The sequence below is a fragment of the Micromonospora sp. NPDC005291 genome, from assembly GCF_040607415.1.
Classification (GTDB): Bacteria; Actinomycetota; Actinomycetes; order Mycobacteriales; family Micromonosporaceae; genus Micromonospora.
Window position 1 is genome coordinate 24,096 of sequence record NZ_JBEXGR010000021.1, and the last position, 21,483, is coordinate 45,578.

23 protein-coding genes and 1 pseudogene are annotated in these 21,483 nt (G+C 70.8%); 18 read left to right on the forward strand and 6 right to left on the reverse strand.

Features of this window, described 5'->3' with window-relative positions:
* Positions 1-32 precede the first annotated feature (32 nt).
* From ABZT18_RS24605 to ABZT18_RS24660, 12 genes are all read left to right on the forward strand, one after another.
* Complete coding sequence (locus ABZT18_RS24605; protein WP_355252552.1) at positions 33-1,328, forward strand: hypothetical protein; 1,296 nt, start codon at positions 33-35, stop codon at positions 1,326-1,328.
* A gap of 76 nt (positions 1,329-1,404) precedes the next feature.
* Complete coding sequence (locus ABZT18_RS24610; protein ID WP_354996539.1) at positions 1,405-2,019, forward strand: hypothetical protein; 615 nt, start codon at positions 1,405-1,407, stop codon at positions 2,017-2,019.
* A 13-nt stretch (positions 2,020-2,032) separates the two neighbouring features.
* Positions 2,033-3,268, forward strand: coding sequence for an ATP-grasp domain-containing protein (locus tag ABZT18_RS24615; RefSeq protein WP_354996540.1), 1,236 nt, complete (start codon positions 2,033-2,035; stop codon positions 3,266-3,268).
* A gap of 8 nt (positions 3,269-3,276) precedes the next feature.
* The gene (locus tag ABZT18_RS24620; protein WP_354996541.1) at positions 3,277-4,500 is read left to right on the forward strand and encodes an MFS transporter; all 1,224 of its coding nucleotides are present in this window, start codon (positions 3,277-3,279) and stop codon (positions 4,498-4,500) included.
* 151 nt (positions 4,501-4,651) lie between these two features.
* A complete protein-coding gene (locus ABZT18_RS24625) occupies positions 4,652-6,139 on the forward strand; it encodes an anthranilate synthase component I family protein (protein ID WP_354996542.1) in 1,488 nt (495 codons plus the stop codon).
* A complete protein-coding gene (locus tag ABZT18_RS24630) occupies positions 6,136-6,741 on the forward strand; it encodes an aminodeoxychorismate/anthranilate synthase component II (RefSeq protein WP_354996543.1) in 606 nt (201 codons plus the stop codon). The genes ABZT18_RS24625 and ABZT18_RS24630 overlap by 4 nt, the downstream gene beginning before the upstream one ends.
* Before the next feature lies 1 nt (position 6,742).
* Complete coding sequence (locus tag ABZT18_RS24635) at positions 6,743-7,384, forward strand: flavodoxin family protein (protein ID WP_354996544.1); 642 nt, start codon at positions 6,743-6,745, stop codon at positions 7,382-7,384.
* The gene (locus ABZT18_RS24640) at positions 7,381-8,085 is read left to right on the forward strand and encodes an SDR family oxidoreductase (protein ID WP_354996545.1); all 705 of its coding nucleotides are present in this window, start codon (positions 7,381-7,383) and stop codon (positions 8,083-8,085) included. The genes ABZT18_RS24635 and ABZT18_RS24640 overlap by 4 nt, the downstream gene beginning before the upstream one ends.
* 65 nt (positions 8,086-8,150) lie before the next feature.
* Positions 8,151-9,572 (forward strand): phenylacetate--CoA ligase family protein, encoded by a 1,422-nt coding sequence (locus ABZT18_RS24645; RefSeq protein WP_354996546.1) that lies wholly within the window; start codon positions 8,151-8,153, stop codon positions 9,570-9,572.
* Positions 9,569-10,204 (forward strand): prephenate dehydratase, encoded by a 636-nt coding sequence (locus tag ABZT18_RS24650; RefSeq protein ID WP_354996547.1) that lies wholly within the window; start codon positions 9,569-9,571, stop codon positions 10,202-10,204. Before ABZT18_RS24645 ends, ABZT18_RS24650 begins: the two co-directional genes overlap by 4 nt.
* A complete protein-coding gene (locus ABZT18_RS24655; protein ID WP_354996548.1) occupies positions 10,201-11,484 on the forward strand; it encodes an amidohydrolase family protein in 1,284 nt (427 codons plus the stop codon). Before ABZT18_RS24650 ends, ABZT18_RS24655 begins: the two co-directional genes overlap by 4 nt.
* A gap of 1 nt (position 11,485) precedes the next feature.
* Complete coding sequence (locus tag ABZT18_RS24660) at positions 11,486-12,661, forward strand: MFS transporter (protein ID WP_354996549.1); 1,176 nt, start codon at positions 11,486-11,488, stop codon at positions 12,659-12,661.
* A 12-nt stretch (positions 12,662-12,673) separates the two neighbouring features.
* Here ABZT18_RS24660 and ABZT18_RS24665 read toward each other — a convergent pair whose 3' ends face one another.
* Positions 12,674-12,970, reverse strand: coding sequence for a chorismate mutase (locus ABZT18_RS24665; protein WP_354996550.1), 297 nt, complete (start codon positions 12,968-12,970; stop codon positions 12,674-12,676).
* A gap of 66 nt (positions 12,971-13,036) precedes the next feature.
* Between ABZT18_RS24665 and ABZT18_RS24670 the strand changes: the two genes are divergently transcribed.
* From ABZT18_RS24670 to ABZT18_RS24680, 3 genes are all read left to right on the forward strand, one after another.
* Positions 13,037-14,257, forward strand: coding sequence for a lyase family protein (locus ABZT18_RS24670; protein WP_354996551.1), 1,221 nt, complete (start codon positions 13,037-13,039; stop codon positions 14,255-14,257).
* Between the two features lie 21 nt (positions 14,258-14,278).
* A complete protein-coding gene (locus ABZT18_RS24675; RefSeq protein WP_354996552.1) occupies positions 14,279-15,268 on the forward strand; it encodes a thioesterase domain-containing protein in 990 nt (329 codons plus the stop codon).
* A gap of 289 nt (positions 15,269-15,557) precedes the next feature.
* Entirely contained in the window at positions 15,558-15,887 is a 330-nt protein-coding gene (locus tag ABZT18_RS24680; RefSeq protein WP_354996553.1) for a TraR/DksA C4-type zinc finger protein, read from the forward strand.
* A gap of 119 nt (positions 15,888-16,006) precedes the next feature.
* Here ABZT18_RS24680 and ABZT18_RS24685 read toward each other — a convergent pair whose 3' ends face one another.
* Complete coding sequence (locus ABZT18_RS24685; protein WP_354996554.1) at positions 16,007-16,720, reverse strand: alpha/beta hydrolase; 714 nt, start codon at positions 16,718-16,720, stop codon at positions 16,007-16,009.
* Between the two features lie 152 nt (positions 16,721-16,872).
* Positions 16,873-17,706 carry an SDR family oxidoreductase gene (locus ABZT18_RS24690; RefSeq protein ID WP_354996555.1) on the reverse strand — a complete coding sequence of 278 codons (834 nt, stop codon included), beginning with the start codon at positions 17,704-17,706 and terminating at the stop codon, positions 16,873-16,875.
* 39 nt (positions 17,707-17,745) lie between these two features.
* Here ABZT18_RS24690 and ABZT18_RS24695 point away from each other — a divergent pair, with 39 nt between their 5' ends.
* Positions 17,746-18,315, forward strand: a complete 570-nt coding sequence (locus ABZT18_RS24695; RefSeq protein WP_354996556.1) for a helix-turn-helix domain-containing protein — start codon at positions 17,746-17,748, stop codon at positions 18,313-18,315.
* A 37-nt stretch (positions 18,316-18,352) separates the two neighbouring features.
* On the opposite strand, the gene ABZT18_RS24700 is transcribed toward ABZT18_RS24695, so the two are convergent.
* Positions 18,353-19,423 (reverse strand): bifunctional NAD(P)H-dependent oxidoreductase/GNAT family N-acetyltransferase, encoded by a 1,071-nt coding sequence (locus ABZT18_RS24700; RefSeq protein WP_354996557.1) that lies wholly within the window; start codon positions 19,421-19,423, stop codon positions 18,353-18,355.
* Positions 19,424-19,454: 31 nt separating this feature from the next.
* Here ABZT18_RS24700 and ABZT18_RS24705 point away from each other — a divergent pair, with 31 nt between their 5' ends.
* A complete protein-coding gene (locus tag ABZT18_RS24705; RefSeq protein ID WP_354996558.1) occupies positions 19,455-19,943 on the forward strand; it encodes a MarR family winged helix-turn-helix transcriptional regulator in 489 nt (162 codons plus the stop codon).
* 202 nt (positions 19,944-20,145) lie between these two features.
* Positions 20,146-20,280 (forward strand): annotated as a pseudogene (locus tag ABZT18_RS24710) (IS481 family transposase); the annotation flags it as partial.
* Between the two features lie 64 nt (positions 20,281-20,344).
* Here the strand turns inward: ABZT18_RS24710 and ABZT18_RS24715 are convergent.
* The gene (locus ABZT18_RS24715; RefSeq protein WP_354996559.1) at positions 20,345-20,572 is read right to left on the reverse strand and encodes a hypothetical protein; all 228 of its coding nucleotides are present in this window, start codon (positions 20,570-20,572) and stop codon (positions 20,345-20,347) included.
* A gap of 464 nt (positions 20,573-21,036) precedes the next feature.
* Positions 21,037-21,465 carry a DUF6069 family protein gene (locus ABZT18_RS24720; RefSeq protein ID WP_354996560.1) on the reverse strand — a complete coding sequence of 143 codons (429 nt, stop codon included), beginning with the start codon at positions 21,463-21,465 and terminating at the stop codon, positions 21,037-21,039.
* Between the last annotated feature and the right edge of the window lie 18 nt (positions 21,466-21,483).

Sequence of the window (21,483 nt, forward strand, 5' to 3'; positions counted from 1 at the left end):
CCGTCCGCACAAAGGCCATCGGGGGTAAGCGGATGACCGACACAACGCAACTGTGGACCCGGCTCGACACCTTCGACCTGACCGACTACACCGACCGGTCGCACCGACAGGGACGCGACGCGCTGCGCGGCGACGCCGTCCTGGTCGATCAGATCCGGGCCTTGACCGACGCCACAGCGGCGGTCCGCAAGGACGCCGAGCGGCTCAGCCCCGGCACGAGGCACGCCGCCGAGACCGCCGGCCTGTTCCTGGACGCCCAGGAATACCTGCTCACACACGACAAGCCCCGGTACGAGCAGTACGCCTCGGTCGGGCTGCTGCGCCACCTGCTGCGGGTGGACGGCAACACCGCCTCGCGCGCCGAGCGGGCCCACATCTGGCTGGTCTTCCGCCGCATCCTGGAAGCCCAGTTGGAGTTCGAGCTGGCCGCGCTCGCCGGCATCAGCGACCTGGACAAGCGCGAGTTCTCCCCCGAGGTGGCACGCAACCGTTACCTCATCCTGGCCGAGATGCGCGAGCTGGTTCCCGGCCGGCTGGGTGGCCGGGTGGTCGGCTCGCGCTGGCTGACCATGCCAAGCGGCGACCGGACCCTCCGACAGGTGGCGCGGGACCGCTCCGGGACCGCCGCGATCGAGCGGCTGCTGCTGTTCCCGCAGACCACCTGCTACGACGAGGTCGCTTTCCTCAGCCAGATCCAGCTCGGCGAGTGCCTGTTCTGGGGAGCGCTGCTCTGCGTGCGTCAGGCACTGGCCGCGGTGGCCGCGGGCCGCCTCGCCTCGGCCACCGGCCACGTGCGGGCGGCGGCGCAGTTCGCCCACCCGCTGATCAAGATCTTCCAATCGGTACGGGCGATGCCGCCCGCGCACTTCCACAGCTTCCGGGAGCAGACCGGCAACGCCAGCGCGGTGCAGTGCGAGAGCTGGCAGATGCTGGACGCCCATCTCTACGGTGTGCTGCCGGAGAAGGTGGAGGCACTGGACTCCACACCGGAGGTACGGCACGTGCTGACCCTGGACCGGCCGGGTTTCGTGCCGCTGGTGCAGGTGGTGGCCGGGCTCGGGGAGACGCCGGAGGAACTGCTCCTGCGCGACGAGATCATCACCCTGGACCAGCGGGTACGCGCCTGGCGTGCCTTCCACACCCGGCAGCTCGCCGGACGGCAGAATCCCGGCTACCTGCCCGAGGACGCATGTGGATCCGGTGGTACGGCCGGGTTTCCCTATCTGGCCGCCCAGCGGCCGCCTCGCGCCTCGGGAATGGTCAAAGGATCGGTGATCAATTCGGACCAATGGGTAGCCTCCGGCGACACCAAGATAGGTACGCGTTGACGCTCATCGACCATACACCGGCCCGGCAAACCGAAGAATGCCGCACCGTCGTCTCAGTGAATGGAATGGAATTGACATGAAGGCGGAACGAAGCGCAGCGCTGCGCGAGCGGTTCCCCGGTCTGCTATTCGCCGTGGTAAATAACATCGTGCTCGATGATCGATTTGCCGAGCGGGCCGACGCCCTGAGCGTCGCGGCGACGCTGGAGGCGGAGCACGAGCGCATCGCTCAGGACATCGCTACCACCGAGGCGTTCTTCCGGGCCGGTGGTTTCCGCTGCCCGCTGCCCGGCCAGTTCGCCAGCACCCGCAAGAAGGGTCTGCCGCCGGTGCCACCGCTGGTGCGCACGCTGCTCCACGCCGAGATGACCACCGGCGTGCTCCTCGGTGTGCAGGACGGGGCACGGGTCGACGGTGATCTGACCTTCGATCTGGCGCAGCAGGGTGAGTCCTTCCCGGGCATGCGCGACACGGTGGTGTGCCGGGCCGATGAGCCGGTGGTCCGCGACGCCACCGGCATCGTGGCATCGCTCTTCCAGGGCCCGGACCGGCGTACCCGGATCGAGCCCGGGACCACGCGGCCGATCTTCTACGCCTTCGGCGTGCCCGGCCTGAGCGAGGGGCGGTTCGGCGCGGCGGTCGCCGCCGTCCGCGCGCTCTTTCCGGCCGGCAGCGCCGTCATCCACGGCTGAAAGGGGCACCACCATGTCGACGTCGTCACCGCTTCTGCTGGTGATCTGCCCGATGGACCTGGAGACCCGCGGGCACATGCTGGAGGCGGTCGGTGCCCGGTACCGGGTCTGGCTCCTCATCGATCACGAACCCACCTGGGAGCTCGACCATGCCGCCGGCCACACCGTGGTCGACACGCTCGACATCGACGCGACGACCGAGGCGGCGCGGCGGATCGGGGCGGACGCGATCGTCTGCTGGGACGAGACCCGCATCCTCGCCGCGGCCACGGTCGCCCGGCACCTGGGCCTGCCCGGCCTGTCCCCCGCCGCCGTACTGGCCTGCCGGGACAAGCACGCCACCCGGCAGGCGGTCGCCGCGGCGGGCGGCCCGCAGCCAGTGTCCACGCTGGTCGACACGCTGCCGGAGGCGGTCGCGGCGGCGCGGGCCATCGGCTACCCGGTCGTGATCAAGCCGCGGGCGCTGGTCGGCAGCACCGGCACCCGACTGGCCCGCGACGAGCGGGAACTGACCGCGATCTTCCCGGCCACCCGGGGGATCACCATGCCCGAGGTCCGGGAGCGTTTCGCCTCAGCGGTGCTGGTCGAGGAATACCTCGACGGTCCGGAGATCAGCGTCGACACCCTGGTGTGGGACGGCGTCGCCACCCCGCTGTACGTGGCTCGCAAGCAGCTCAGCCCGCTGCCGAACTTCGAGGAGGTGGGGCACAGCGTCGAGCGCGACGACGTGCTGGTGGGCGACCCGGAGCTGCGCCGCGTGCTCGGCCTCGTGCACGCCGCTGTCGGCATCACCCACGGCTGGACCCACTCGGAGTGGCGGCTGACCTCGTCCGGTCCACGGCTCGTCGAGGTCAACGCCCGCAGCGGCGGCGACCTCATCTCGTACCTCGGTCGGCTCACCACCGGTGCGGACGCCGGGCTGGCCGCTGCCGCGCTCGCCCTCGGCGAGCGCCCGGCACCGGCCCGACCCGGCCATGCCGCCGCGGCCGTGCGGTTCCTCTACCCGCAGGTGGAGACGGTGGTCGAGACCGTCACCATCGACCGGCAGCAGTTGCCGGCCGGCATCGTCCTGGCCCGGGTGCTGGCCGGCCCGGGTCACCGCCTGGAGCTGCCGCCCGCCTCACACACCGGCCGGTACGCGGTCCTGGTCGCCGCCGGGGACAGCGTCACCGCCTGCGAACACATCCTCGACCGCGCCGAGTCCGCGGTGCACCTGACCGCCGCCGTGCCCGCCCTGGCCGCACTCTGATGAGCACGTTGAGCGCCACGAAACCGGCCGACGGGATCCTGGTCACCTGGCGCGGATCGCCCCGGCCCGTCAAGGCCGTGATCGCCGGGATCGCCGTCAACCGTTTCGGCGGCTTCCTGCAGGTCTTCCTGGTGCTCTACCTGACCGAACGCGGCTACAGCGCGGTCCAGGCCGGCACGGCGCTGGGTGCGCTCGGCGCCGGCGCGGTGCTCGGTACGCTCGGCGGCGGCTGGCTGACGGCCACCGTCGGGTGCCGGCTCGCCGTCATGACCAGCATGTCGGCGACCGCGCTCTGCACGGTGGCGGCACTCTACGTCCCCGGGTATCCGGCGCTGCTGGCCGTGGTGGTGGCGGTCGGCGCGGCCAGCCAGCTCTACCGGCCGGCGGCGGCCGAGGTGGTCAGTCGGTACACGCCCGCCGAGCGGCAGGTGCTGGTGTTCGCCATGTACCGCCTCGCCACCAACCTGGGCACCACGGCCGCGCCGCTGATCGGGGCGGCGCTGGTGGCCGTGTCGTACTCGGCGCTGTTCTGGGTGGAGGCCGTCGCGGCGCTGGGCGTGGTGGCGATCGGGCTGTCCCTGCCACGGGACCGGCCGGCGTCCCTGGCGGCCGTCCCGGACTCCCCCGCCGTTCCGGCCGCGGGCTACCGGGCGTTGCTCGCCGACCGCCGGTTCACGCTGTTCCTGCTGGCGATCCTGGGCTTCGCGGCGGTCTACAACCAGTACCTCGCCACGCTGCCGCTGGCGATGCGCGAGTCGGGTTTCCCCACGGCGGTCTACAGCGCCTGCGTGGCGGTCAACGCGGCCGTGGTCATCCTTCTCGAACTGGCGGTCACCCGGTGGGTGCAGCGCTGGCCGGCCCGCCTGGCCGCCGCCGGCGGCATCCTGCTGGTGGGCGCGGGACTCAGCGCGTACGCCCTGCCGCTCGGGGTCGCCGGGCTGGTCGTCGCCACCCTGGTCTGGTCGCTCGGGGAGGTGGTCGGCTCGCCCACGCTGACCGCGTATCCGGCGCAGGCCGGGCCGGTCGCACTTCGCAGCCGCTACCTGGGCGCGGCGCAGGCGATGTTCGGGCTGGGCGCGGCAATCGGCCCGCCGCTCGGCGTCGCGGTCTGGGCCGTGGTGGGTGCGCCGTTCTGGCTGCTGTGCGGGCTGGTCGCGGCGCTGGCCGCGGTCGCCGCCCGGCAGGCATTGCCCGCTCGACCGAATAGCACCGTGGCGGTACCGGCGGGATGACGTTTACGCGTATTGCATTCATCTGACAGCGGCAACGGCTTGACACCTCGCGACATGCAATTCCGCTCTCGGCGATAAGCCTCCGCAATGACGCGGACCGGCCCCCGAACAGTTCGTCCCCTCATTTCGCGAATTCTCTGAAGGACCTCTCATGCCCTTTTCCGATCCACCGGGCGCGTCCCGGGTGAGCGTACGGACCCGGCGGCACGCCGCGTCCTGCGCCGACCCGCTCGCGGCCTACCTCGCGCTGCGCCCGATGTTCGGGGCGTCCAACCTCTACCTGCTCGAATCGCTGTCCGGCCCGGCGTCGGACCGGCGCTCGGCGTCGGTGGGCTTCCAGCCGCTGCTGGAGATCTCGGTGTACCGGGGTGCGGTCCGGATCAGCGGCGAGCCGGCGCTGCGGGACCTCGCCGAAGCCGCCGGCGTGGAAGCCGACGCGCTCGTCCGGACCGCCGACGGCCTGCGCCTGCCGGACGACCCGGCCCTGTGGACCTTCATCCGGGCCGTGCAGGACCGCTTCGACACCGGCGGCACACCACAGCCGGGGCTGGGTTTCCTCGCCTTCTTCGGCTACGAGACGGTCCGCTACATCGAGAAGCTGCCGTACCGCATCGAGGACACCGACTGCCCGCCGGACGTCACCCTCGTGCTCTACCAGGGCCAGGTCCAGTTCGACCTGCAGGACGGCAGCGCACGGGTGCTGGTGCACGAGTCGGACGCCTGGCCGGCGATGGACCCCGGGGCGGTGACCGCCGCCCTGGCCGCGGCGACGGAGACCGAGGCCGACCTGCCGGCGGTGCCGCCGGCCCGGTCGATCACCGACAGCACCACCGAGGACCAGTACGTCGCCGACGTCGCCACGTGCCTGGAGCACATCGCGATGGGCGACATCTACCAGGTACAGATCGGCCACGAGCTGCGGATCGAGAGCGACGTCGACGAGCTGACGGTGTACCGGCGGCTGCGGCAGCGCAACGCCTCGCCGTACATGTGCCTGCTGCCCATCGCCGGACGGACGGTGATCGGCTCCAGCCCGGAGCTGTTCGTCCGGGTCGAGGGCGACACGATCACCATGCGGCCGATCGCGGGGACCGCGCCCCGGGGCGCCGACCAGGCCGAGAACGAGGCCCGCGTCGCCATGTTGCGCGCCGACGACAAGGAGATCGCCGAGCACGTCATGCTCGTGGACCTGTGCCGCAACGACCTCGGGCGGATCTGCCGCACCGACACCGTCGAGGTCGACGAGATGATGGTCGTCGAGGACTTCTCCCACGTCTTCCACCTGGTCTCCAACGTCACCGGCCGGCTCGAGCCGGACACCGACGCGTACGACGTGATCACCGCGACCTTCCCGGCCGGCACCATGACCGGCGCGCCGAAGATCCGGGCCATGGAGATCATCGAGGAGACCGAGTCCAGTCGCCGCGGCCTCTACGCCGGCGCCTTCGGCCTCATCGACTTCACCGGTCAGATGGTGACGGCCCTGGCCATCCGGACCGTCTTCGGCGAGGGCACCACCTATCGCACCCGGGCGTCCGCCGGGGTCGTCGCCGACTCCGTACCCAGCCGGGAATGGCGCGAGACGCTGGCCAAGATGAGCGCGACGGTCTGGGCCGTCACGGGCGAGGAACTGCTGTGAAGACCATCGTCGTGGACGCGTACGACAGCTTCGTCTACATCATCCACCAGTACCTGCGCGGTCTCGGCGCCGAGCCGATGGTGCTGCGCAGCGGTGAGGCCGGCCCGCAGCGGATCGCCGACGAGGCGCCGGATCTGCTGGTGCTCGGCCCCGGCCCGGGGCACCCGACCGAGTCCGGCCACGTGGAGCTGGTGGAGACGTTCGCCGACCGGATCCCGCTCTTCGGGGTCTGCCTGGGCCACCAGGCGATCGGCACCGCGTTCGGCGGGGTGGTCCGCCCGGCTAAGCACCTCATGCACGGCAAGACGAGCCGGATCCTGCACGACGGGCGGGGCTGCTTCGCCGCCCAGCCACAACTGTTCTCCGCCACCCGGTACCACTCGCTGATCGTCGAGGAGGACACCGTCCCGGACACCTTGGAGATCAGCGCCAGGGCCGAGGACGACGGCTACGTCATGGGGCTGCGACACCGCGTCCTGCCGATCGAGTCGGTGCAGTTCCATCCGGAGAGCATCTGCACCACCAGCGGGCTGAACATCTTCCGCTCCTTCATCGACCGCCACCTGCCGGGTCTGCGTAACCGGCAGCCGGAGAGGCACTGACATGGGCGGCGCACCCACGGTCGTCGCGATCAACGGCTCCGAGCGCGTCGGCGGCAACACCGCGGAGGTGCTGAAGTACGCGGCTGGCCGGTTCGCCGCCCGGGGCGTCCGGCTCGACGTGGTGGGGCTGGCCCGTAAGACCTTCACCTCGTGCGGACCGTGCGGGGAGTGCAACACCCGTACCGAGCCCTGTCTGCTGCGCGACGACATGCCGGACATCGTGCGGCGGATGGTCGAGGCTGACGGCATCATCTACGCCACCCCGGTGCACGGGTTCGGCACGGCGAGCATGATGCAGCAGTTCATCGAGCGGGCCGGGGTGGGCTACCTGCGCTTCGAACGGCCGCTGACCAACAAGGTGGCCGGGGTGGTCGTGGTCGGCCGCCGCTACTCGCACGTCGACGTCCACGCGCAACTGCTGCACAACGTCATGCTGAACCGGATGTTGCTGGCCGGCAGCGGGTTTCCGGCGGTCATCCACGCCGGTGAGCGGGGCGAGGCGCTGGCCGACCGGGAGGGCGTCGACGCCGTCACCCGCCTGGTCGACCGGATGACCGATCTGATCCAGCTCCTGCACGAGCACCGCCGCATCACCGGCCACGGCTTGCCGGTCCCCGCCACCAACGAGCGGGTGCTCCGGTGAGCCGGGTCGCGGTGGTGACCGGATCCTCCGGGGCCATCGGTGCGGCCACCTGCGAGCACCTCGCCACCGCCGGGTACGCGGTGGCCGGCCTCGACGTGCGGCCGCCCGCCGCCGGCGCCGGTCACCGGCATCTGACCGTCGATCTCGGCGATCCGCAGGCGGTGGTCACGGCGTTCGACGAGGTTGCCGCCGAGCTCGGCGGACCGGTGTTGCTGGTCAACAACGCCGGTGTCTACCTGGCCCGCGACTTCCTCGACACCACCGTCGAGGAGCTGGACCAGGTGCTCACGGTGAACGTCAAGAGCGCGTTCTGGTGTGCCCAGGCGTTCGCCCGGCAGGTCGTCGCGGCAGGCGGTGACCGGCCCTCGGCGATCGTCAACGTCGCCTCGGTCAGCGGGCAGACCGGCAGCCCGGACGCCGCGTACGGCGCTTCCAAGGGTGCGGTCATCGCCCTCACCCGGAGCCTGGCCGGGGTGCTGGCGCCGTACCGGATCCGGGTCAACGCCGTCGCGCCGGGGATCGTGCACAGCGCCATGGCCGACCGCATCCCCTCCGACCGGCAGGCCCACTACCTGGACGGCATCCCGCTGGGCCGGTTCGCCCGGCCCGGCGAGATCGCCGCGGTCATCACCATCCTCGCCTCCGCGACCGCCAGCTACATGACCGGGGCGGTCGTCGACGTCAACGGCGGCCTGCACTGACCCCTTCCACCACGGCCGGCCGACGTAGACCGCCGGCCGCGGATCGACCGAGAAAGGCGCCGACCATGTGGCTGCCCACCGAACCCGAGCACCAGGACTTCCTGAAGGAGTACCTGGCCGTCTGCGACCGGTACTACGCCGGGGAGATGACCGACGCCGACTGGTACGACTGGTACGACCGGCGACTCGCCGTCGTCGTCGCCCACAGCCAGGCCAGGTCCCCGTTCTACCGGCGGCACCTGGCCGGTGTCGACCCGGCGGCGGTGACCACCACGACCCTGCGGCGGCTGCCCTTCACCACCAAGGCCGACCTGCGTCGGGAGATGTTCGACGTGCTCAGCGGCGACGTCAGCGAGGGCACGTTCTTCTACGAGACGACCGGTACGACCGGCCGGGCCACCCCGTGCCCGCGGGACGCCAAGGAGGTGATCGCCAGCAACACGCACGTCACCGAGAGCTGGCGGAGCATCTTCCGACACCACTTCGGCGACCGGCGCCCGGCGATCGGCCTGATGGGGCCGACGGAGGTGCACTCCTTCGGCGACACGCTCGGCGACGTCGCCCGCAATGTCGGCTCGTGCAATGCCAAGATCTGGCCGTACTCGCCGGTGATCGGCTTTCAGAAGGCGTTGCAGCTGATGAAGGACCTGCGGCTGGAGGTCATCTGCTGCACTCCGGGGGTGTGCCTCAACCTGGCGAAGGCGGCCCGGTACTACGGCTACGACCTGGCCAGGGACTTCAACGTCAAGCTGTTCTTCCTGACCGGCGAGATGTGCACCCCGGCGCTGGCCGCCAACATCGACTCGGTCTGGGGCGTCGACACCTACAACATCCTGTACGGCTCGCAGGAAGCCTTCGTCATCGGCACCACCTGCAAGAACAAGCGCATGCACCTGTCCGCGCCGAACTACGTGGCGGAGCTGATCGAGCCGGACACCGGTGACGTGATCGGCAGCACCGGCACCGGCGAGCTGTGTGTCACCACCCTGATCGACGGCCTCAAGCCGCTGATCAGGTACCGCACCGGCGACCTGGTGCGGCTGGGCGAGCAGAGCTGCGACTGCGAGCTCAAGGGCCCGCGGCTCGACGTGGTGGGCCGGGTTCTCGACCGGATCGAGCTGGGCCGCGGCCGGTTCCTCGCCGCCGAGCTGGAGGAGGCGGTCCTGGACGGGGTACGCGACTGCCTCGGCTTCCAGATCGTCATCGACGCCGACGAGGCCGGTGCCGACCGGGTCACCGTGCGGCTCGACCTGATCGACGGCGGCGGCGGGAACCGGCGGTCTGTCGAGGCCAGGATCCCGCAGCGCTTCGCCGAGCGGTTCGGCGTACCGGCCACCGTGGAGATCGTCGCCGAGCTCGACCAGATCGTCAGCACGGGTGCGTTCGTGAGCTGGAAGGCGGCCCGCATCCAGGACCGGCGCACCCCGCCGGACCACGAGACGGAGGTCGCGATGGCCATGGCGACCGGGCGCGGGTACACGACGTGAGGACCTTCGGCGACGCCTACGCCCGGTCGCTGGATCGGCTCGGCACCGTCCTGCGCGAACGCGACAGCCTGGCCCTGAGCACGCTGGGGCCGGCCGGGACCAGCAGCGATGACGCCGCGCGGCACCTGACCGAACGTCTCACCGGCGCGGGCCATGCCGAGCTGCGGATGGAGCTGCACCCCACCTTCGACGCCGTGCTGGACAGCGTGGTCGGTGGGGCCTCGGCGGTGGCGCTGGTGCCCAGCGCGTACCGGGACGCCACCGCGTTCCACTGGCATCCCAAGCTGCGGCTGCTCTTTTACTTCGCTCATTCCACACCGACGTACGGCCTGGCCGCCCGGCAGGGCGAGGCGCCGGAGCGGACTCCCCTGCGCATCTCCACCATGTCCGAGGTCTCGGTGCTCTACCCGGAGCTGTGCCCGCCGGCGTTGCGCGGCCGGGCCGTCGACTGGGTGCCAGCCCGGTCCACGATGGACGCTGCCCGGACGCTGGCCCGAGGCGACGCGGACCTGGCGTTGACCAACGACCACGGACGCGACGCCCACGACCTGTACTGGCTCTCCCACCGGCCGGGCGCCCAGATCGTCTGGCTGCTGTTCACCAACCTTCCGCTCGACGAGGACGAAGAATGACCACACCCGCCACCCGCCCGATACTGCTGCACGACGTCACCGTCCAGGAGGGGCTCGGCCGCGCCTCGGTGCCCGGCCGGTCGGTCCTGATCCGCGACGACCGGATCGAGGCGGTGTTGCCGGTCGGCGAGGCGCCGACCGCGTCGTCGGACCTCGACGTCCGTGTGCTGACCGGCCGCACCGTGATGCCGGGCATGACCCTGGGCCACGCCCACGTCGCGTACCACGACGTGGTCACCGCCCGGGACACCATGTTCAAGTACTCGCTGCCCGAGATAACCCTGATCGCCGCCGCGAACGCCGAGCGGCTGCTCCGGCTCGGCTACACCGCGATGGTCGGTGCCGGCTCGGTGGGTGGCATCGACATGGCGCTCAAACGGTCCATCGCGGAGGGCCTCATCACCGGGCCCCGGGTCACCGCCTGCAGCCGGGACCTGATGGTCTCGGCCCCGCCGGACCGGCGCAACCCCGAGGTCGGGCGACGCATCCCGGCCGAGCTGATGCCGATCGTGGACTCCGCCGCCGAGATGGTCGAGCGCACCGACAAGGAGATCGACGAGGGCGCCGAGATCATCAAGACGTTCTCCTCGGGCGACGACACCTACCCGAACGCCAGGAGCAAGGAACTGCTCTACACCCTCGACGAGCTGCGGGCGGTGGTCGAGAAGGCACACGCCCGAGGGGTACGGGTCCGGGCCCACTCCCGGGGTATCGACGGCATCCGCAACGCGATCAAGGCAGGCGTCGACGTGATCGACCACGCCTCGTACGCCGATCAGGAGTGCCTGGAGCAGATCGCCGAGCGCGGCATCTCCGTGGTGCCCAGCCTCTACCAACCCCGCCAGCTCCTGATGTACGGCGAGCAGCACGGCAAGACCCCGGAGTATCTGGAGAAGCTGGAGTTCCAGGACGAGATCGACAACACGCTGTGGCTGCTGCCCCGGGCCCAGGAGTTGGGTATCCGGCTGGTGCCCGGCGACGACTTCGGCTTCGCCTGGACCCCGCACGGCACCTACAACGACGAGCTGCGTGTCTATGTGGAGGTGGCTGGGATCCCGGCGCCGACCGTGCTGAGCTGGGCCACCGCCAACGGTGCCGCGCTGGCCGGCCGGGGTGACGACGCCGGCGTGGTGGCGGCCGGCCGGCTGGCCGACCTGGTGGTCACCGATGGCGACCCGGCCGACGACATCACCGTGCTCGGTGAGCCCGACCGGATCGAGATGGTCCTGCTTGGTGGCGCGGTCACACACGATCGAGTCCGCCAGTTCGAGGCGGCCTGACATGCGCCGGGTCTATCTCCTCGCTCTCGGTTCGTTCGCGATCGGCACCGACACCTTCGTCACGGCCGGTGTGCTGCCAGCCATCTCGGCGGATCTGGACGTGCCGGTCGCCGCGGCCGGGCAACTCGTCACGGTCTTCGCGGTGGCGTTCGCGGTGTTCGCGCCAATCGCCGCGGTCCTGCTGGCCAGGATGCCACGGCGCACCCTGCTGCTCAGCGCCCTGGCGTTGTTCGCGGCCGCCAACGTGCTGTCCGCGGTGGCGCCGGTGTTCTGGGTGCTGCTGCTGAGCCGGGTGCTGGCCGCGGCGGGTGCGGCCGCGTACACACCGACCGCGGCAGCCGGTGCCGCGGCCCTGGTGGCGCCGGAGCGACGAGGCCAGGCGCTCGCGGTGGTGCTCGGCGGTGTCACCGTGGCGACCGTGCTGGGTGTGCCGCTCACCGCGTACGTCGGCATCCAGGTGAACTGGCGCGTGACCTTCCTGGTGGTGGCCGGCCTCGCGCTGGTCGCGCTCGTCGCGCTGGCGCTGGTGCTACCGGCCGTACCGGCGCCGCCGATCGCCGGGCTGCGGGCCCGGATCGCCGTGCTGGGCAACACTCAGGTGCTCCTCGCCATCGTCACCACGGTGCTCTACTACGTCGGCGGCTTCGCGCTCTACACGTACCTGGCGTTGGCGTTGTCCGGCGGTACAGCGGCGACCGCCTCGGCGATCGCCGGGTTCCTGCTCGTCTTCGGTGTCGCCGGCATGGCCGGCAACGCGCTCGGCGGGTGGCTCACCGACCGGATCGGCCCGGTGCCGGTGTTGCTCGGCGGGCTCACCGCGTTCGCGGCCGCCCTGCTGCTGTTCCCGCTGGCGTCGCGGTCGACCGCGGGTGCCGTCGTGGACCTGGCGGTGTGGGGTGTGGCGGCGTGGGCGCTCACCGTGCCGCAGCAGCACCGGCTGATGGCCTTCGCGGCCGGGGCGCCGGCCGTGGCGGTCGGGCTCAACAGCTCGGCCACCTTCCTCGGGATCGGACTGTCCGGTCTGCTCGGCGGCATCGCGCTGGCCCGGATCGAGGCGGCGGACCTGGGCTACCTCGGTGGGGTGCTGGTGCTGGCCGCGCTGGGCGTGGTGGCACTGCAGACGATCAACAGCCGTCGTTCCGCCGCCGCGCCCGCGCCCGCGCCGGTCCGGGTCTGAGCCGTGCCGAGCTCAGACGTCGGTGAGCCGGCGGTGCTCGTCGGTTTCCATGTCGATGAAGGCCTGGATCATGCTGCGGTAGATCCGCTCGATCAGGTCCGGGTCCGCGCCGGCCTCGTTCGCCAGCGTGCGGACCCGGGCCACGACCTGCGCCACCCGGTCCGGTGCACGGACCGCCTGCTGGTCGCTCTTGAGCGGGGCCGCCCGCCGGACCAGGGCCTCCCGCCGGGCGAGCAGCCCGACGAGCTCACCGTCGAGCTCATCGATCCGGGCGCGGATGTCGGTCAGCGCCGACGCAATGTCTGTCATGCCGGAAATCTTCGCACGGCTGGCCGAATGCCCGGACCACCCTCATCGCACAAGGAGGAGGGGTTGATGACCCCGACGACTGAGCTCGGCCAGCCGGCGCCGGCCCGCCTCGACGGCGAGCATCTGCTGCCCTGGTACATCGCCGTGGAGAAGATACGGCTGCTGGAATACCTGCGGATGCGCCAGTTCAGCAAGGACGAGGCCACCCACATCGGCCGGTTGCTGCACGAAGCGGGCCGGGCGGTGGCGCTCCAGGGGCCCGGGCCGGGGTCCGACGTGGCGTCCGCGCTGGCGGACTACGTCCAGGACCGGCTGGCAGTCCGCTGGCACGTCGGCCGCGACCGCAACGCCGTACGAGCCTGCGCCGAGTCGCTGTTCGTCCGGGACCGGCTGGCCCGCGTCGGCGACCACCTGGTCACCTTCGGCCGGTCCGCCGTCGCGCTCGCCCGGCGGACCACGCACCTGCCGATGCCCGGCCACCTCGTCGGGCAACCCGCCCAGGTGATCACCCCGGGCTTCTACTTCGCCGTGGTCGCCGACCAGGCCCTGTGCTCGGGGCGGCGGCTGCTGGACACCTACGACCTGAGCAACACCGCCGCGCTCGGCGCCGCTCAGATGAACGACCAGGGGTTGGCCTGGGACCGGGACCGGATCGCCCGCCTGCTCGGCTGCACCGCGCCCACTCCGCACGCGCTCACCGCGGTGGTCTCCGGCTCCTGGATCCTGGAGTCGTCCGGCGAGCTCGCCACGCTGGCGGTGGCGTTCAGCCGGCTCGTCACCGACCTCATCGTGTGGGGCGACGCCGACCACGGCTACCTCGACCTGCCCGCGGAGATCGCCGGAGTCTCCCCGGCCCGGCCCCTGCCGGTGCTGGAGCAGATCAGGGCCTGGACGGTGCGGTTGATCGCCCTGTCGGTCGACCTGACCCTGGGCCAGCACAGCACCGTCGCGCGGGTTCCCACCGAGCCCGGCGCCCGGCTGCTGAAGCTGTTCGACCTTTTCGACGGTCTGATCCGGCTGCTCACCGCAGTGCTGGACCGGCTGGAGTTTCGAGCCGACCGGATGCGCGAGGCGTGCGACGTGGACCGCGACCTCCATCGCAAGCTGACCGGCGGCTCGGCCCATCCGGAATCCGTCCGGGTTCTGCTCAGCCGGCAGTTCGTCGAGCTGGGTGAGATCAGCCAGGCGTGGGCCGGGCGCGTCAGGGCCCGCCGAGCCGGATCCGCCGAGGCCGACCGGCTGCTCGGGCTCGGGCTCGGGCTCGGGCACCTCACTCGGTCGCGCTGACCGGTGGGAGACCACGCGCCCATGGAACCGACCGTCATCCTCCGCGACCCCTCCCCTACCGGTGAGAACGGCCTGCTCGCCGAGCTGCCTCCGGAACCGCCACGTCCCGCACCCACCGTCCGCGCCGGGGATGAAGCCGTGCAGCACCGCCCGCTGCTGGTCGATCTTGGCGGCACGGCCAGCGCCCGCCGTGGCACCAACCCGCTGCTGGTGTGCATCCCGTCCGCCGGTGGTCAGGGGGTCAGCTACGCACCCCTGTCCCGCAACCTGGACGCTCACGACGTACCGGTCCGGGTCTTCGGGGTCGAGCTGCCCGGGCGCACCCGGGCCGACCCCCGGCCACCGATGCCGCTGGACCAGATGGTGCGGCAACTCGCCGACGAGGTCGCCGAGCGGGCCGCCGACGCGCCGGTTCTGGTCCTGGGCCACTGTGCGGGCGCACCGGCCGCGCTGCACCTGACCCGGGCCCTGGAGGCCCGCAGCGTACCGGTGGACCGGATCATCATCCTGGCGAACCTGCTGCGCTCCACCGACCCGGCCGACCACACCGCGGACGACGTGGCGCACCTGAGCCAGGCGGACGTCCTGGACCGTCTGGTGGCCCGCACCGGTTTCGCCGAGATCGCCCGCCTCGGTGAGCAGGCGCGGGCCGACCTGGTCGAGGCGTTCCGGTACGACACCGCGCAGGCCACCCACGCCCTGCGGCGGGCCCTCTCGCAGGTCGCCGCGCACCGGGTGGCCGCGCCGGCGACCGTCGTGCTGGCCCGCGACGACATCCTGCTGGACGACTACCCGGCGGCCGTGGGCAACTGGGACCTCTTCGTCCCGCAGCGGCGCCTGGTGGTCGCCGACCACGGCGGCCACCACCTGCACCTCACCCGCACCGGCCTGCTCGCCGAGGTGATCGAGCGGGACCTGGCGGCGTTACGCCCGGCGCCGGACGGGTGGCCGGCCTTCTCCCCGGCCGGGCCGCGATCGGGCTCGTTACCCGTCAGACGACGTTGGCTTTAGGGCAGGCATCGCCCTATGGTGGAGGCATGCCGCCGGTGACGTTCCGCTCGCCTGCCGTCACTGAGGTGGCGGCAGTCGGCGCTGTTCACGTGGCGGCGGCGCGCTGTCCGGCCTGCATGCGGGTGCCGGTCGTCCGGGCGCTGCACATCGCGCCGACACACAAGCTGTCGAGCCCGGCGCGAACCGGCCGAGACCCTCCCGCGGAACCGTTGCACCCAGAACGACCGCCAGGGCGAAGCTACTCAAGCTTCGGCCCTTTTTCTTTTTCCCCTCTTTTGAAAGGCAGACCATGAGCATCGATCATCGTCCGGCCGACCACAGTTGGCTCGCTGATCTACGAGCGTCCCTGGCGGACGACTTCGCCACACAGACGGCTCGGCTGCGGGAACTGACCGAACTCAACGCGGACACCGGCGACCCCAGCGAGGCCCACAACCGGGCCGCCCTGCTGGTGGCCACCCGTCGGAACATCGAGCACATCACCGGGGCGCTGAGCCGGATCGCCGACGGCACCTACGGTGCCTGCGAGAAGTGCCGCCAGAACATCCCGGCGGAACGACTTGAGGCTCTCCCGCACGCTCGCTTCTGTGTGCCGTGCCAGGAAAAGCACAACGGGTGACACCGATGTGGCTGCCGTGCCGCGCAGGTGGCACGGCAGCCACGCCCTTCATCACCGTCGATCTCGCCCAACGGGACGACAGCGTCTGGCACGTCATCGAACACGGCCAGGAAGGACCGTCAGCCGCTTACGCGGACGGCCTCGATGATCGTCTCGGCGACTTCGCTCGGCTGGGACACCGCCATCGCGTGCGAGCCGCCGACGACCTCGCGCTGGCCCCGCGGATCGGCCCGTTCGGCCATGAACCTGTGCGCGGCGACCGGGATGTTCTGGTCGGCGTCTCCGAACACGAACCAGCTGGGCAACAATCGCCAGGCGGGGTCGCCGGAGAGCCCGTCACTCAGAGCCTGTTCGGTGATCGGCCGTTGGGTCCGGGCCATGAGCGCGGCAAGGTCGGCCGACACGTCCGCGGCGAACTGCGCGTGGTAGGCGTCCTGGCCGATGGCCACCTCGTTACCACCGGTCGACACCGGGTACTGCACCAGCGTCTCGGCGAGCGTGCTGCCGGGGAACTTCCCGGACAGCGACAGCGCCGACTCGCCGGTGTCCGGGCAGAGGGCGTTGACGTACACGAGGGCCCGCACCGATGGTTCGTCAGCTGCGGCCTGCGTGATCACCATGCCGCCGTACGAATGGCCGACGAGGATGATCGGGCCACCAATCCCGCGCATCACGTCCCGCACGTACGCGGCGTCGCCTGCAACGCCGCGCAGCGGGTTGGCGGCGGCCACCACGTCGTACGCGGCGCCCAGCCGCTCGATCACACCGTTCCAGCTCGCCGACTCGGCGAACGCGCCGTGCACGAGGACGATGGTGGGCAGCGGATCGGGCATGACACGCACTCCCTTACTCCGTGACGCTGTTCAACCGCCGGCCTCGCCGGCACGCCTGTTTACCCGTTACGCGAGGGTGAAACGTCCGCTGCCCACGCCGGCGCGGCGGTGCGGGGCCTTCGCCGCCGCGAGATGGCGGGCGCCTTTGGTGGTCAGGCGCGCGGGCCCAGAAACAGGCCGCCACTCGCGTCGATGACCTGCCCGGTGACCCAGCGCGCGGCGTCGGAGGCGAGGAACGCGACCACGTCGGCGACGTCGCCGGGCCCGCCCAGCCGGTCGAGTGCCGTCATTCCGGTGATCAGCTCGGCCAGGCCCGGTGTCTCGAAGACCGGCCCGTTGGTCGCGGTCCGGGTGGCGCCGGGCGCGACCGCGTTCACCGTGATGCCCCGGGTGCCGAGCTGGTTGGCCAAAGTCAGGGTCATCGTCTCGACCGCGCCTTTGGTCATGGCGAACGACGTTTGGGTGGCGTTGGCCATCCGGGTCGCCGCGGACGAGATCGTGATGATCCGGCCGCCGTCGCGGAGGAGGGGCAACGCCCGCTCGATGATGAAGTACGGCGCTCGAACGTTGACCGCGAACAGATGGTCGAAGGCTGCCCGTGTCGTGACGCCGAGCGGGCCCGCGGGTGGCGCCGCCGCATTGTTGACGAGGATGTCGAGTGGCCGCCCGGCCAGGCTGGCCCTGACCCCCGTGAACAGCATCTCGACATCTCCGTCCACGCCCAGTTCCGCGCCGACGGCGTACGCCGTTCCACCGTCCTGCACGATCTGGTCGACCGTCGTCGTCGCGCCGTCCTTGTCTGTGCCGAAGTGCGCGACGACGACCGCTCCCCGCGCTGCCAGCCGGACCGCGATGGCCTGTCCTATGCCGCGCGAAGCGCCAGTCACCAGAGCTGTCCTGCCGATCAGATCGCTCATTATGTGAGTTACTCCCGACTTGTTAGTGACTACCAGTGCGATAGTGTCTATCACATGGGCGAACGGCACTCAACACTTCGGGAGCAACGACGGGCCGAGACCCAGCGCATGATCCAGGCGCATGCGGTGCGGTTGTTCGTCGAGCGCGGGTACGACGGCACGACCGTGAACGACGTCGCAGAGACCGCCGGCGTCTCTCCGATGACGGTGTACCGGCACTTCCCGACAAAGGAGGACCTCGTACTGGTCGATCAGAACGGCCCGCTGGTCGCCGAACGGATCGCCGCGACGCCGGCCGGGCAGCCCCTCGTGCGCCGCATCGGCAGCGCGCTCGTCGACTCGGCGCGGACGCTGACCGCCGGCGACGACCGGTTCCTGCTGGCCCGCCTGCGGTTGATGATCTCGACGCCCGCCCTACGCGCCCGGCACCTGGACAACCACTACGTGCTTCAACAAGCCATCGTGGACGGCCTCGGGGACGAGGCCGCCGATCCGGACGCGGCCTTCCAAGCCGCGGCGGCGGCCAGCGCCTGCCTGGCCGCCATGCACACCGCGCTGGTGCGGTGGGCGAAGGACGACGGGCGTACCGATCTACCCGACTTGATCGCGAAGGCGCTGGCGGCAGCCTTCGGCGACAACACACCGACGGGCGACCACGCCGAGCGGTCAGCGACATGAGTGCACATCGGACTACATGGGTTCAATGAGCCGGCAGCTACCTGGCGGATACGCCCTTGGTGAGGCCGGTGGTTCCGTCCGGGCGGGCGAGTGGTTCCGACTGGTATCCCTCGCTGTGGTAAAGGCTGATGTTCCGCAAGCTTTTCGCGCCGGTGAACAGCAGGATGCGGCGGCAATCCGGTCGGGCGCCGGTTTCAGCGGTGCGTAACAGCCACCGGCCCAGCCCGTGCCCCCGCAGGTCGGGCACGACGGCGAGCCGACCCACCTGCCAGTCCGCGCCGTCGCGACGGGCCCGCACCATGCCCAGCAGTCGGCCGTCCAACCAGATGCCCGTGGTGTGCCAGGTCTCCAGCCAGTCGCGTACCTCCTCCAGCGACTCATGCAGGGCCGGTATGGCCATCGTGTCATTGACGACGGCCTCTTCCACCCAGCAGCACCGCTGCAGCACAGTGACCTCGGGCGCGTCGTCGGGGGTCAACCGTCTCGCGTACGACCCTGGCAACGGTCCGGGCCGTGCATCTGCTCGTGCGCGCTCGCGCATCGGCCGTAGGGCGTGAGCGACCCGGACCAGTTCGTCCACCAGCCCGACACCCGCCGTGTCGCGGGCCGGGTCGGAAAGCAACCGTCCACTTTCCACCGCGTCACCGATGCGAATCGCGACCGTGGCGCCCACCGGGACCAGGCGGAGCGTAGTCACCACCTGCTTGGCATGCTGAACTGACCGGGTACCCGCCGACGTGTTGCCGTAGCTGACGAAGCCGATCGGCTTCCATGCCCATTCGCGGCCGAGGTAGTCCAGCGCGTTCTTCAGCGTCGCTGGCATCCCGTAGTTGTACTCCGGCGTGACCGCGATGAACCCGTCCGCCGCGTCGACGATCGCGCTCCACCGACGTGTGTGCTCATGCTGGTAGACACCCGACGACGGATGCTCCTCCTCGTCGAGGAACGGCAGGTTCAGATCGCCGAGGGCCACCGGCACAAGCTCGACGCCGAGTTCCGCGGCACGCGGGGTGACGGTTTCGATCAACCACTGCGCCACCAGGGGGCCGAGGGCACCGGGGCGGGTGCTGCATATCAGTACGAGGACACGTGGCGATTTCGTTGACATGGAAACGAAGTGTAGATGCTAGGTTGATTACATGTCAACGAGAGCGCCGGACGGGGCCGTACGTTGGTTGGACCCTGACGAGGAACGGGCGTGGCGGGCGTTCCTGCGCGTAGTGGTCGCCGTCCAGACCGGCACGGCGCGCGACCTGGCCGCGGTCGGGCTCTCCGAACCCGACTACGAGGTGCTGAGCACCCTGTCGGAGCGGACCGACCACACCAGCACCCTGGGAGAACAGGCCGACAAGATGGGCTGGTCACGCAGCCGGCTGTCCCGGCACGCCACCCGGATGGAGGCGCGCGGCCTCTTGAGGCGTACACCCGACCCGGCCGACGGCAGAGGTTGCTTCCTCGTCCTCACCGCGCAAGGTCTGGACGCACTCGAAAACGCCGCACCGGCCCACGTTCAGTCGGTACGACGCCACTTCATCGACCGGCTCACCCCAGACGACCTCATCGCCATGGAACAGATCGCCCGAAGGCTGGAAGAACCCCAAGTCGGCGACGATCGACCACCCAGATGACACCGTCGGCATGATCGCCGATTGGTGAACTCACTTTCGACGACCCCACCTGATGGCCCGATTGCTACGGTCGTCACCTGAGAAGATCTCCATCCCCCAGGCCAATACGTCGGGACGGCCGGATCGAACGACTCCTTGTTGCCAGCCGTAGCCTGCGCCGGGCGCACGTTCCCGAGGTCGGCCCTCCCCCACCTTCTCAACTCTGGGCATGCCGGCCCCGACCGTGCACGCGGTGCTGACCCACTGCCGACTTCATCGGCTGTCACACATCGACCGGGTCACCGGGGACCCGGTCCGCCGCAACGAGCACCCGCATCCGGGCGCGATGTTGCATGTCGGCTGTGGTCGACCTGCAGTTGTGTTGATCGTGGATGTGTGCTGACAAGGGCTCCACCGACGGATCAGCCGCTTCGGCGGTTACCCCACTGGCGCGGGCTCTGGACCGAGCCCCGGCCGCCGAGGTGCTGACCCTTTCCATGCGGTTGGGGCGAGACGCCCTTGCCCTTCGCGCGTCGGGCAGCCCGGTTCGCGGGAACGGCAGGCTGGTCGGTCTCGGTCTCGGTCTCGGCCGTGGCCGAGGTGTCGGCATCCGCCGCGTGGTCGTCCTGGACGGGCTCAGGCTCCGGCATCGGTATCTCCCTGGATTCGTGGGGCGCCCTGCGGGCCATCGACAGCCGACGGACGCGGACTACTCGACGCCGGTGTGGGCGCCTTGACGGTATCGCAACGCCGAGCCCGTCCGATCAACGGTCTCCAGCCCGCGTGAGGGTGGCAACCGTCTGTGGCAGCCGTTACGCGACCGCGCGCTGACCGGAAGGGCCACCCCATCCGTCCCGCTGACCTTCAACTGCCGAACGCACGGTCCGCCGGTTGCGACCCAGGAATCGAGGCGCAAAGACCAAGAACCGCAGGTGGCTTGCAGAAACAGATTGAGTACCACATTACTGGCTGTCGGATTCGGCGGAGTAGTCGGAGCCGGGTCGTGGGCCTCCAGTGTCGCGATCAGGCGGCCTGGTAGGGAAAGGGCCGGTATCGCCGTCCTCAGGGCGCGCCTCGGGATCGCCGTGGCGCGCCCTGAATCTCGGACCCGCGCTTATCGGCACTTCCGCGGGCCGGGCAGCCCGATGATCAGCGCCGCGCCGACGGTCAGGTGCATGCCGAGCAGCGCCAGCCGGCTGCTGGTGCCGACGCCGTTGCCCAGCGGGCCGGCCAGCGAGAGCACCAGCACGATCAGCGCGATGATCTGGAACGTCCGGACGGGGCGGCGGACAGTCCGCTCCAGCAGCGCGAGCAGGCCCCAGGCGGCCAGGCCGGCGATCAGCGCGGCCACCACGACGGCGACCGGGCCGATGTGCTGGGTGGTGTCGCCCTGACGGACAGCGAGATCGATGCCGGCCCAGGGGTCGTTGACGGCCCAGAGGAGGAGAGCCCCGGCCGCTCCCGCGGCGATGGTGATCGCGCGGCCCGTACGCCGTGCGGCGGTCCTGGTCGTGACGGTGTGCTGCTGCATATCGTTCGTCATGCCGATGAGGATCGCGGG

Excerpts from the sequence above, each read along its gene's own strand:
- ABZT18_RS24605 (WP_355252552.1), top strand. The coding sequence starts at position 33 with ATGACCGACACAACGCAACTGTGGACCCGGCTCGACACCTTCGACCTG.
- ABZT18_RS24610 (WP_354996539.1), top strand. The coding sequence starts at position 1,405 with ATGAAGGCGGAACGAAGCGCAGCGCTGCGCGAGCGGTTCCCCGGTCTG.
- ABZT18_RS24615 (WP_354996540.1), top strand. The coding sequence starts at position 2,033 with ATGTCGACGTCGTCACCGCTTCTGCTGGTGATCTGCCCGATGGACCTG.
- ABZT18_RS24625 (WP_354996542.1), top strand. The coding sequence starts at position 4,652 with ATGCCCTTTTCCGATCCACCGGGCGCGTCCCGGGTGAGCGTACGGACC.
- ABZT18_RS24635 (WP_354996544.1), top strand. The coding sequence starts at position 6,743 with ATGGGCGGCGCACCCACGGTCGTCGCGATCAACGGCTCCGAGCGCGTC.
- ABZT18_RS24645 (WP_354996546.1), top strand. The coding sequence starts at position 8,151 with ATGTGGCTGCCCACCGAACCCGAGCACCAGGACTTCCTGAAGGAGTAC.
- ABZT18_RS24655 (WP_354996548.1), top strand. The coding sequence starts at position 10,201 with ATGACCACACCCGCCACCCGCCCGATACTGCTGCACGACGTCACCGTC.
- ABZT18_RS24660 (WP_354996549.1), top strand. The coding sequence starts at position 11,486 with ATGCGCCGGGTCTATCTCCTCGCTCTCGGTTCGTTCGCGATCGGCACC.
- ABZT18_RS24665 (WP_354996550.1), bottom strand. The coding sequence starts at position 12,970 with ATGACAGACATTGCGTCGGCGCTGACCGACATCCGCGCCCGGATCGAT.
- ABZT18_RS24670 (WP_354996551.1), top strand. The coding sequence starts at position 13,037 with ATGACCCCGACGACTGAGCTCGGCCAGCCGGCGCCGGCCCGCCTCGAC.
- ABZT18_RS24675 (WP_354996552.1), top strand. The coding sequence starts at position 14,279 with ATGGAACCGACCGTCATCCTCCGCGACCCCTCCCCTACCGGTGAGAAC.
- ABZT18_RS24680 (WP_354996553.1), top strand. The coding sequence starts at position 15,558 with ATGAGCATCGATCATCGTCCGGCCGACCACAGTTGGCTCGCTGATCTA.
- ABZT18_RS24685 (WP_354996554.1), bottom strand. The coding sequence starts at position 16,720 with ATGCCCGATCCGCTGCCCACCATCGTCCTCGTGCACGGCGCGTTCGCC.
- ABZT18_RS24695 (WP_354996556.1), top strand. The coding sequence starts at position 17,746 with ATGATCCAGGCGCATGCGGTGCGGTTGTTCGTCGAGCGCGGGTACGAC.
- ABZT18_RS24700 (WP_354996557.1), bottom strand. The coding sequence starts at position 19,423 with ATGTCAACGAAATCGCCACGTGTCCTCGTACTGATATGCAGCACCCGC.
- ABZT18_RS24705 (WP_354996558.1), top strand. The coding sequence starts at position 19,455 with ATGTCAACGAGAGCGCCGGACGGGGCCGTACGTTGGTTGGACCCTGAC.
- ABZT18_RS24715 (WP_354996559.1), bottom strand. The coding sequence starts at position 20,572 with ATGCCGGAGCCTGAGCCCGTCCAGGACGACCACGCGGCGGATGCCGAC.
- ABZT18_RS24720 (WP_354996560.1), bottom strand. The coding sequence starts at position 21,465 with ATGACGAACGATATGCAGCAGCACACCGTCACGACCAGGACCGCCGCA.